Origin of the sequence: Chitinophaga silvisoli (assembly GCF_003412465.1) — a bacterium.
Taxonomy (GTDB): domain Bacteria; phylum Bacteroidota; class Bacteroidia; order Chitinophagales; family Chitinophagaceae; genus Chitinophaga; species Chitinophaga silvisoli.
Genome location: NZ_QTJV01000001.1, coordinates 989,520 through 1,000,926, shown reverse-complemented (window position 1 = coordinate 1,000,926; position 11,407 = coordinate 989,520). Strand labels below are relative to the sequence as shown.

Annotated in this window: 9 protein-coding genes; all 9 read right to left on the bottom strand. The window is 46.1% G+C overall.

The features are described 5' to 3' along the window. Window positions 1–3: 3 nt before the first annotated feature. Window positions 4–1,494, bottom strand: a complete 1,491-nt coding sequence (locus DXN04_RS04055; RefSeq protein ID WP_116852003.1) for an oligosaccharide flippase family protein — start codon at window positions 1,492–1,494, stop codon at window positions 4–6. A gap of 2 nt (window positions 1,495–1,496) precedes the next feature. Then, a complete protein-coding gene (locus tag DXN04_RS04050; protein WP_116852002.1) occupies window positions 1,497–2,501 on the bottom strand; it encodes a polysaccharide pyruvyl transferase family protein in 1,005 nt (334 codons plus the stop codon). Between the two features lie 12 nt (window positions 2,502–2,513). After that, window positions 2,514–3,695, bottom strand: coding sequence for an acyltransferase family protein (locus tag DXN04_RS04045; RefSeq protein WP_116852001.1), 1,182 nt, complete (start codon window positions 3,693–3,695; stop codon window positions 2,514–2,516). Window positions 3,696–3,704: 9 nt separating this feature from the next. Next, window positions 3,705–4,802, bottom strand: coding sequence for a GDP-mannose 4,6-dehydratase (gene gmd / locus DXN04_RS04040; protein WP_116852000.1), 1,098 nt, complete (start codon window positions 4,800–4,802; stop codon window positions 3,705–3,707). Window positions 4,803–4,896: 94 nt separating this feature from the next. Beyond that, entirely contained in the window at window positions 4,897–6,231 is a 1,335-nt protein-coding gene (locus DXN04_RS04035) for a UDP-glucose dehydrogenase family protein (RefSeq protein ID WP_116851999.1), read from the bottom strand. Window positions 6,232–6,268: 37 nt separating this feature from the next. Continuing rightward, on the bottom strand, window positions 6,269–7,210 hold the full coding sequence (gene fcl / locus DXN04_RS04030; RefSeq protein ID WP_116851998.1) for a GDP-L-fucose synthase: 942 nt from the start codon (window positions 7,208–7,210) through the stop codon (window positions 6,269–6,271). 10 nt (window positions 7,211–7,220) lie between these two features. After that, window positions 7,221–8,240, bottom strand: coding sequence for a mannose-1-phosphate guanylyltransferase (locus tag DXN04_RS04025; protein WP_116851997.1), 1,020 nt, complete (start codon window positions 8,238–8,240; stop codon window positions 7,221–7,223). An 11-nt stretch (window positions 8,241–8,251) separates the two neighbouring features. After that, the gene (locus DXN04_RS04020; RefSeq protein WP_116851996.1) at window positions 8,252–8,794 is read right to left on the bottom strand and encodes a UpxY family transcription antiterminator; all 543 of its coding nucleotides are present in this window, start codon (window positions 8,792–8,794) and stop codon (window positions 8,252–8,254) included. A 176-nt stretch (window positions 8,795–8,970) separates the two neighbouring features. Next, the gene (locus tag DXN04_RS04015; protein WP_116851995.1) at window positions 8,971–11,349 is read right to left on the bottom strand and encodes a GumC family protein; all 2,379 of its coding nucleotides are present in this window, start codon (window positions 11,347–11,349) and stop codon (window positions 8,971–8,973) included. Window positions 11,350–11,407: the final 58 nt, after the last annotated feature.

Below are 11,407 nucleotides of genomic sequence, written 5' to 3'. Positions count from 1 at the left end.
AACTTAGTTCCTTGTGAGCAAGCGTTTAACTCCGTTGGCGACGGGAAATTTCTCTAACAGTAATCTTTTAATCTCAGCGAATGTATCAGGCATAGCCAGGTAAATGCCGCCTACATATAAGCCTGAACCAATTGTTGAAATCAGGACCATGGCCGTAATGGGATTGGCACCCAGGTAAAGAAAACGGAAGAAGTACCAGCAGCTGCCATAGCAAAGCATTGCTAATGGAATGGGTATCACAAACACCTGCAGCGTTTCCTTCCAGGTACCACCCAGCAGCTTAAATCCATTGTATAACCAAATGGGGCTGATCACTAAGTAGTAGAATGATACAGCTGCTGCTGTGCCATACACACCCCATGGTAATGTAGCTGCTACTATCAGGATCACCATAAAGATCAGCGAATAAAAAGACTGTTTAGCCATATCGGCAAACTTCCCTTTCAATCTATATGGTGTGGACCATAACCATGCTACTGCACGGAAAGCCATTCCTACTGAAAGTATTTCTACCAGCGCCGTAGTCTGCACCCACTTTGCAGACAGGAACACACGTACGATCCAATAGGCGGTAGCACCCTGCCAGATAGCAAATGCCGCACCAAATACGGAGAGATAGGTCACACTCTTTTTAAACATATCTTTTGCACGCTGACTATCCTTGATGGATGCCAGGCTGGGAAACAATACACTCGGCAGGTTGTTCGCCACAAAACCAATTACCTGGATAGACAAGCTGAAGGCCATATAATAAATACCTACAATCGTCTTGCTCACCCACAAACCCAGCACGATGTAATCTGCCTGGTCCATGATACGCTGTACAATAGAATGTACCAGCGACCAGGAGCTGCTTACGGTAAGGTATTTCCAGCGGCGCAGGTGCAGATTAAAATGAATCTTCAGATGCGTAACACGATATTTGACAATCAGTGAAACTGCTGATACAATCAATGGTGGTATCACAAAGCTGTACACGCCAAAGCCCATATATGCCAGTGCTACCGTCATAAACATGGTGAGCACCGTCTCCATGATGCGGATCACAGAGAGCGTTTTGAAATCTAACTCTATACGCAGCTTGGTCAGTGGAATCACACTCAGTGCATCCATCGGGGTGGTCAGTGCATAGAAGGCCACGAGGATGAAAATGTTATGATCCTTATACATCAGGCTTCCTGCATAACCCAGCACCAGCAAAAAGATACAGGAGATAAATCCGAATACCCATGAGATACCAAAAGATAAGGGAAGCCAGTTATGAAAGGCTCTCTGCCTTCTGATCAATACATCGTTCAGTCCAAACTGCTGAATGATCAGACCAATACTGGTAACGGTATACACCAGGCTGATAAGACCAAACTGCGCAGGCTCCAATAACCACGCCAGTATAATCTGTCCTAAGATGGAAGTTAACTTTGTAGCACCTGTTTGCATCAACATCCAGCTGATGCTGTTAAATACATGCGATCCGGAAAGATTCTTTTTGCTCAAAACTAATAAGATGACTTAATGAATGAAGATAATTTCTCCGCTTCTGTATCGATGATTTCAAGATTTGGATACATAATGCCATTATCCTTTTTATGGTCAAAGCCAAGTCTGTTGAAGATCCCTGCCCTTGGGCTGTTGGTAAACAAACGGGCAGGTTTGCCAAAAGCAAGACTCACTGCACAGGAATGAACCCTGTCTGATACCGTGAAGTCTGCTGATTTATACAATGCCAGATAAGAAAGGAGATTGAAACTCAAAAACGAATTAGGCAATGCAAAATTGATATGGTTAAACTTCGTGGACACTTCCTGGTTGACCCTTACAATCTTATATCCGTTCACACCATCCTGCACAGGGCGGAAACGGTTCAGGTGACGGCTAAAACGATGACTGAGTCCGAAGAAGGTCTTTTTACGATCCAGCTCTACGTTCTTAATTTCCACTTCACCATTCACTTTGTACACCGGCTCCAGCTCCCTGTAGAAACTACTGATGAAGAACTTGAAATTATTATCCAGTTGATCCACAGGCAGCATCTTGTTTACCAGGAAGGCAGTACAGATACCGTTGTATGAGTTCTTTACATAATCCTTGAACTTCAGGTAAGTATCCTGGTCACGGGATGATAAGAACAAAGGCTGGTACTTTTGAAAAAACTCCCCGGTCTCAATACGCAAAGAATCAGAGATCCCGGCGCTGGAGGCACTGATCAGTGCATACTGCTCACCTCTTTCTTTGATCTGTTTGATCTTGTCTTTATAATTCGTCAGTATCTGGCGAATCATAGGACCGGAGAAAATATGCAAATCGGCAGATTGATAATCCATCAGATGAAGAGCATTCTTTTTTTGCCATTCACTCTTCGGGCGAAATGCTCTGAAGATGGGCCCTTCTTCCATTAATACATTGGCTTCCGGATATAATTTTTTAATCAACACGAAAAGTGCACTCTGGTAAAACCCGTCACCTATATTATTCCAGGTCGAGTTTTCAACTAAAATTTTCATACAGATAGTTATTTATTTTACCATCGCCGGTATAACCTCCGGATGGCTTAATGGTACGCGCTTGGCTGTTGAAGTAAATGGTTTTTCAAGGATGAAGTGTAATGCATACGCAAGCAGCACAACAAAGGCAACTGCCAGCCATACAAATACAAATGTTCTTGGCATCTGGTTATGATTTACACGCAATAGTATTCCGTTTGCTAAAATCAATATGGGCGCATGAATCAGGTACAATGTATACGAGCAATCGCCCAGCCATTTCAGGCGGCCCAAGCCCTGCACTGCTTTTCGCTCACGGTAATCCAACAGTAACAGCAGCAGTCCGCTGAAACCAAAGGCCACGATCTGATCTTTTACCAGCGTGGGGAGACCGGAAGTATGAATGAATGGGATCAATGGTACGATCACCATCAGTGGATAGATCAGCCAGCGGTTTACCTTTACCCTGCCTGTATAGATATCTGCAATGAATGCACCTACCCACCAGGAGAATAAACACGCTACTACCTGATCGAAAAGTATGAACCCGGTATGAAAGCCCGCTACATAGAGCCCAAAAATGGCGGCCACACCAAGGATTGTCAGCTTTGGAAACTTCTTGTTAGTCAACAGCAGGATAGGATACAGCATATAGAAATACCATTCGTATTTCAGTGACCATATACTACCATTGGAACCAAACACCGGCACATAAGCATCCTGGAGAAAAAAGATATTCCCGATCAGGGATGCCCATGAATGATGAAAGGTGATATTCTGATTGACAAGTGGCAAAGGTGTAGTATGCGTGTAAATAGAAAACTGGTAATGTGCCACGAGGCTATCACATACGATCGTAAGCAGAAAGGCAAAAAGGTAAGGTGGCATAATGCGCTTCAGGCGCTTCATAAAGTAAGCACCGAAGGTGAAATGTGTGTCCGGACCTTTAGCTAACTGTAACGCATACTTAAGATGGATCACAAAACCAGAAAGCACGAAGAAGAATAGTACCATCTCATGCCCGAATTTGAACATGGACATACCTAATGCAAATGCTTTGCCGATCACACCATACGAATCTCCCGCCTGCCTGAAACTTTCTCCGCCCTCCCACAGCAGCCAGCGGGCATGCCCTGTAGCTACGTACAGGGCTGCCAGCCCACGAAGGCCGTCGAGAAAGGAAAGATTAGTCTTAACCGGTAATAGCTTCGCCATATTTATTGATTAACCGATGAGATGTTCAAATTGTGCAACAGACTCTTTACGGAACAGCTCAACATCTGCCGCTACCATTTCTTTCACCAGTTCAGGCAGGTCGTATTTAGGCTGCCAGTCCAGTTTTGTCTGTGCCTTGGTAGGATCACCGATCAGCAGTTCTACTTCTGTAGGACGGAAGTATGCAGGATCTACTGCTACTACTTCTTTACCGATAGGCAGTACAAATTCCTTGTTACGGCAGGCAGTCACAATCGCTACCTCGTTTTCACCCTTGCCGGTGAAGGCCAGTTCGATACCCAGTTCATCAAATGCCATTCTTACGAAGTCGCGTACCGGGGTAGTGATACCAGTTGCAATCACATAGTCTTCTGCAGTATCCTGCTGGAGAATTCTCCACATGGCCTCTACATAATCCTTTGCATGGCCCCAGTCACGGCGTGCATCCAGGTTACCGAGGTACAGTTTATCCTGTAAGCCCAGGGCAATGGCTGCTACACCACGGGTGATTTTGCGGGTTACGAAAGTTTCACCGCGCAGTGGACTTTCATGGTTGAAGAGGATGCCATTGCAGGCGAACATGCCGTAAGCTTCACGATAGTTGACAGTGATCCAGTAAGCATACAGTTTGGCAACTGCATATGGACTGCGTGGGTAGAATGGCGTGCTTTCACGCTGAGGTACTTCCTGCACCAGACCATAGAGTTCTGAGGTGCTGGCCTGGTACACGCGGGTCTTTTTGTCCAGTTTCAGGATGCGGAGAGCTTCGAGAATGCGAAGGGTACCGATACCGTCAGCATTGGCAGTATATTCAGGTGTGTCAAAGCTTACTTTTACATGACTCATCGCAGCCAGGTTATAGATCTCATCAGGTTGTGTTTCCTGGATGATGCGGATCAGGTTGGTGCTATCGGTCATGTCACCGTAGTGAAGTTTGAAACGCACATTTGGGTCGTGGGGGTCTTGATAGAGGTGGTCGATTCTATCGGTATTGATCAGGGAGGCACGGCGTTTAATACCATGAACCATGTATCCTTTTTCTAATAAAAGTTCTGACAGGTAGGCACCGTCTTGTCCGTTAACACCGGTTATTAAGGCCACTTTCATATTATACAGTTTTAAAAAGTTTTAAAAATTTATCTTACTGCATTTCCAAAAACTGCCGGAGGCTTCCGCTTTATGGAACAAATGCAAATTCTCTTTATTTTGAAATAAATTCTATCGTAGAAGGCTGCGCTGTACCTATACCATAGGCCACTATCCCCTTCTTCTTCAAATACGGCAGATCATAAATATTCCTTCCATCAAACACCACGATCCCCTTCATCCTGCTCCAATCCGGCAACCTGAAATCATTCCATTCAGTCACCAGCGCTACCGCATCCACACCTTCCACCGCGTGATACATATCTTCGCACCATACCACGGTATCTCCCAAAGTCTTTTTCGCCTCTTCCATCGCCACCGGGTCAAACACCCTTACTACTGCGCCGGCTTCCAGCAAAGCATTGATCAATACCAGGCTTGCGGCTTCCCGCATGTCATCCGTACCCGGCTTAAATGACAATCCCCAGATCCCAAACGTTACGCCATTCAATTCTCCCTCATAGTGATGCATGATCTTATCAAACAGCACCAGTTTCTGATCATTATTCACAGCTTCTACGGCTTCCAGAATGCGCAATGTGTGCCCGTATTCTTTACCGGTTTTCACCAGTGCCTTCACATCTTTAGGGAAACAGCTACCGCCATATCCAATACCTGGATAAATAAAGCTGGTACCAATACGTGCATCGGAGCCAATCCCTTTACGCACCATATTTACATCTGCGCCCACAAGGTCACAGAGGTTGGCAATATCATTGATAAAAGAAATCTTCGTTGCCAGCATCGCATTCGCTGCATACTTCGTCATTTCTGCAGATGCGATGTCCATGAAAATAATCGGCCTTCCATTCAGCAAAAATGGTCTGTACAATTGTTCCAGCACCTCTTTGCTTCTATCACTATTCACACCTACCACAATCCTGTCAGGTTTCAGAAAATCCTGCACTGCAGCGCCTTCTTTCAGGAACTCAGGATTAGAAGCCACATCATAATCAAGGAGTGTGTCGCGGTGTTGCAGGGCCTGTTTAATCTCCCTGTTTACTTTCACCGCAGTACCTACAGGTACAGTTGATTTAGTCACCACTACCAGGTAGTCAGTCATAGACTGCCCGATCTCTTTCGCTACCTGCAATACATATTGCAGATCTGCACTACCATCTTCGCCCGGAGGTGTACCTACCGCAATAAATGCGACAGCTGCACCAGGGATCACGGCTGCCAGGTCAGTACTGAAAGACAGTCTGCCATTGGCGGCATTGCGGGTCACGATTTCTTCCAGTCCGGGTTCATAGATGGGAAGAATACCGCGCTCCAGGTTCCTGATCTTTGTTTCATTCACATCCACACATACCACTTCTGTTCCTACCTCAGCCAGGCATGCGCCTGTCACCAAACCGACGTAGCCGGTACCAATAACAATTACTTTCATCAGTTTACTTGATTATCATTGTGAGCAATAAAAAAACTCAGCTTACGGCCATATGACGTTTCTTCAGGAAATCCGCATACGCTTGTACTAATCCTTCTTTCAATTCAGTCGTGTGTTTCCATCCCAGGCTATGCAGTTTGGAAACATCCATCAGTTTACGTGGAGTGCCATCAGGTTTTGATGCGTCAAATACAATTTTGCCGTCATAGCAAACCACATCCTTCACCGTTTCAGCCAGTTCTTTGATGCTCAGGTCTTCGCCGGTGCCAATGTTTACCAGTTCTTTGCCATCATAATGCAGCATCAGGTATACACAGGCGGCAGCCAGGTCGTCGGCAAACAAAAACTCACGGCGGGGAGTACCACTACCCCATACGGCTACACTGGGTTTGCCCGCTTCTTTTGCTTCATGGAAGCGGCGGATCAGTGCAGGTAATACATGTGAATTTTCAGGATGATAATTATCGCCGATACCGTAGAGGTTTGTTGGCATGACACTTATAAAGTTGCAACCGTATTGATCACGGTATGCTTCGCAAAGCTTGATACCCGCAATTTTGGCAATGGCGTAAGGCTCATTGGTTATTTCCAGTGGCCCTGTCAGCAGACTATCCTCTGTAAGTGGCTGGGGGGCCATCTTCGGATAGATGCAGGAGCTACCCAGGAACATCAGTTTTTTTACACCGTGTTTGTAAGCAGCGTGAATGATGTTGGCTTCCATCATCAGGTTATCGTACAGGAATTCTGCACGGTAAGTATTGTTGGCATAGATGCCGCCTACTTTAGCAGCAGCCAGGAATACGTAATCAGGTTGTTCGCTGGCAAAGAACTCGTCTACAGCTGCCTGGTTACGTAAGTCCAGGTCAACGGAACTGCGTGTGAGCAGGTTATTATAACCTAAAGTTTGCAGTCTTCTTTTAATGGCACCGCCTACCATGCCGCGGTGACCTGCTATATAAATTTTATCATTCAGTTGCATAGTTGATAGTTTAAAGTAATTCCGGTCTGTTTTCTTTTACCCATTGGTGCAGCTGCTTCACTTCCTGTCCTTTCCCTTTTTGTAAAATGAGTAAGGCTTCAGGTGTGTTGACCACTACTACATTCTCCACACCTACCAGTGCCACCAGTTTATCTTTGCCCAGTACCATGCTGTTCACAGGGTCACTCTGGATAAAGACAGCCTGGTTGTTGCTGTACTGGTAATGTTTGGCAAGTGCTTCGGCCAGTGCTTCGTAGCCACCTACATCACTCCATTCCATTGTACTGGGTACAACTTTTACAATGCTGCTTTTCTCTAATACGGCATAGTCAATACTATCTGCAGGAATGGCTTCCATGGTAGACGGCTGAATACGTCCTGATTCCAGGTATTCGTCAGCAGCAATAGCGGCGGCCGTGTAGATAGCAGGTGCATATTGTTCCAGCTGACCGAGCAATACCCCTGCTTTGCCGCAGAAGATACCGCTGTTCCAGAGGTAGTCTCCGCTGTTGAGCATTGCTTCGGCAGTGACGAGGTCCGGTTTCTCGGTAAAGCGTACTACGTCGTAGCCCTCATACTGGATGTACCCATAGCCTGTTTCAGGATAGGCGGGCTGCAAACCGATAGTAACGAGATGATTATCTGCCGCCATTTTCTCAGCCTGGAAAATAGTCTGGGCATAGATGTCTGGCGTACCAATAAGGTGATCTGCTGGTGTAATGAGGAGGATTGTTTCCGGATCAGCAATGAAAGCAGCTAAAGCAATGGCAGCGGCGGTATTTCTACCTACAGGTTCAGCAATCCAGCGGGCATGCACTGCACCGGAGCTGTGCAGCTGATCTACTACTGTGTTGACCTGTTGTTCATTTACAATGGCCAGCACGCTGTCGCAGGCAAACGCATTTCGCTGCCAGGTCAGCTGTAATAAGCTCTGACCGTCAAATAAAGGCAGCAGTTGTTTAGGCGTCTGTTTGTTAGACAGCGGCCAGAGGCGGGTTCCAGATCCGCCACAAAGGAGTATATGTTGCATGGAAAAGCGGGTTAAAGCGAAACGTTAGAAGGCTGTTGCCTGTATTGATTGCTGTTGAGAAGGACCAGTTCGCTTTTCTTAACAGTAGCGGTGAGTGCAAATCCCATGCTGTACAAAACAGCTTTCACCGTATTTTTTCCGGCTTCTACTACCCTGCCACGCTGATGCATGAGCGGGCCTGCAGTAATCTGGATCATGTCATTCTGGTGAATCGGGAAACTTTCTACTTCCACATTGTCATATTCATGCAGGAAACGCTTGATCAGGTCAATTTCATGCTCTGGAATACAAGCGGGCTTACCCAGCCAGTAAACAAAATTGACAATACCTGCCGTTTCCCGCACGGTTGTTTTCATGTTCTCGGGAATACGCACAAACACGTAAGATTTAAACAGGGGTTCTTCAATTACTTTCTTACGATCGCTCCACTGATGTGTGACGCGGTTGATAGGACAATAAGTTTCGACCTGCTTACGAATCAGCGATTCTGCGACTTTCTTCTCCCATCTGGGCTTGGTATACACTGCATACCAGGAGTTCAGATTCTGTTCCATGGGAATGGTTTTAACGGTTAAAAAATCGAGACTGTGTTGGTGGAATTTACAAAGACAAGCGGCGGGCATGGTGGCTGACCTGGAGGCATAGCTTCGCCTCCTCAGTCCCATGAGTGTCTTTTGCGTTTCAGTAAATGTTGAATGGCAGAATCAGAACCTTGTGCTGTATAACCCGTTTATTTAAATAAGCGGGTTAATCCTTTTTTACTGGTAGAACCGTTCTGATGTTCGTCCGTATACCCATAGCCATATCCATTGCCGTTGCCATAGCCGTAGCCATTGCCGTAACCGTAGGAATAACCTGGTATACCCCGCATTTTGATACCGTTGAATACAATATTCAGTTTCCCAAGTTCCTGCGTGTGATATAATTCGTCGATCATGCGGAGATGGAACTTAGGCGTGCGCTGATGGCGTACCACATACAGGGTTGCATCTGTAAATGGTGCCAGCAGGCGGGCATCTGTAACCGGACCTACCGGTGCAGTATCAAGAATGATATAATCAAAAGTGGCACTAAGCGATGCTAATAACTGTTCCAGTCTGCCATTCAGGATCAGCTCCGTTGGGTTTGGCGGAATCACGCCGGCTGAAAGCAGATGGAAATACTCGTTCCCTTCAATTGGTTTCTTCAGGATCTCACCGAGAACTGCCTGACCAATCAGGTAATTACTGATACCAGGTGTATGTGGCACATCCAGCATTTTACTTACCTTGGGCTTGCGCAGGTCAAACTCCAGCAGCACCACCTTCTTTTTCATCAAAGAGAGGCTTATAGCCAGGTTAATGGCAATAAAGCTCTTACCCTCACCTGAGATGGAAGAAGTGACCATAATGGTCTTATTTGCCCCATTAATGCCAATATAGCTGAGGGAGGTACGCAACGCACGGAATTGTTCCGCTACTGCTGTACGACGACCATCGGTGATGGCAATCGGATGGGCTTTGTCGTCCTGCATGATTTCTGCCAGTATGGGTGCTGTAGTAGCCTTTTCAATGTCAGCACGGAACAATACTTCCCTGTTGAACATATCCTTGATGGAAATAAATCCGGCAACTGCCGCCAGACCTCCCAATACTGCGAGACCGAGTATCATAGACCTTCTGGGACTGAATGGGAAAGAATCGGCTTCTGCTGCATCTACGATACGGCTGTCTGAAATAGCTGCTGCATATTGCAGGGCTGTTTCTTCTCTCTTTTCCAGGAGGAAGGTGTAAATGTTGTTCTTAATGGCCTGCTGACGGCTGATAGACAGAAGGGCTCTTTCTTTGCTGGGAACGGTCCTGAGGATGCTGCTATACTTTGCATTATCCACCATCAGCTTTTGCCTGCCTGCTTCCAGGTTTGCACGAAGGCTGCGGATGTTCTCCAGGATGGCTGGAGCCAGCTTCTTTTTCTGATCTGCCAGGCTGGCTAACAGCGGGCTGTTTTCACCCGTTGTTTTCTTCAGTCTGGTCAGCTGCATTTCGGTTTCGGAAAGACGGTTTACGAGTTCCAGCAAGACAGGATCTGTAAGACCCAAAGTAGCAGGCACCATGTTCTCATCTTCCTTTCTACCTTTTACATAATCTTCTATCGATTGTAATACTGACAACTGCATATTTGTTTCTGTCAGTTTTGTGTCGTTGTCTTTTACATTTTCGAGGAACATTTTGCTTTGTTCGCCGATGTCTACCAAACCTTCATTCGTTTTGAACTTTTCGATTTCACCTTCTACCTGACCCAGTTCATTGGTAACGATACGAAGGCGTTCTTCCACGAATGCCATAGTTTTGGCGCTCATTCTGTTCTTATCATCGATGGCAGCTGCATCGTATACTTTCATCAGTTCATTCAGCACGGCTTCACCTCTGGCTGGCACCACATCATTGTATTCGAGGCTGATTACATTGGCTTGTTTATTTGCCTGACCTACCTTCAGGTTGGCGATCATTTGTAAAGTAAGTACTTTATCGCCGGAGATGTGTACAAAATAATTGTGTTTACCATTATCCGTCACGTTGCCAGGCAGGAAAACCATACGCCCCCATTGGGTTTGAACGGTATCATGCAGGTGATAAGTATTGTTACCTATAGTCACCTGCTGAGTCGCCTCATTTACTTTGAGCGGCAGTTTTCTGTTCTCAAGCGGAGCTACGTGATCAGGTTCCAGGAACACCATTCTGACAGGTGTCTGCTGATAGACTACAACATCTCTGATCTTGCCATCTTCCACAATTTCGCCATACAGGTTTAAGTGTTGAATTACTTGTCTGGCCAGTGTTTTGGATTTCAGGATTTCAATTTCATTGTCTATTTGCTTACCGGAGCCAAAGAGGTCCAGCGAAGAAAGCACAGAGCCATCCATGCCCTTTGCATCATCTTTTATGAGCAGAGAAGCAGTAATCCTATATACAGGAGTAGCGTAACGCAGGTATACAAATGCACCTGCAAAAGCAATCAGACCAGCGAGTACGAATAATGGCCAATAAGGCTGATAACGGCTTCTGAGCAGTTCCAGCAGATCGGTCTGATCCTCCTGCTGCTTACGGATATCGGTTTTCTTTCTTTGCATGTAATTCCGCCAAAGAGTTTAAAAGATTGGGATTAGTAATAAGCATGACACTTAGCAA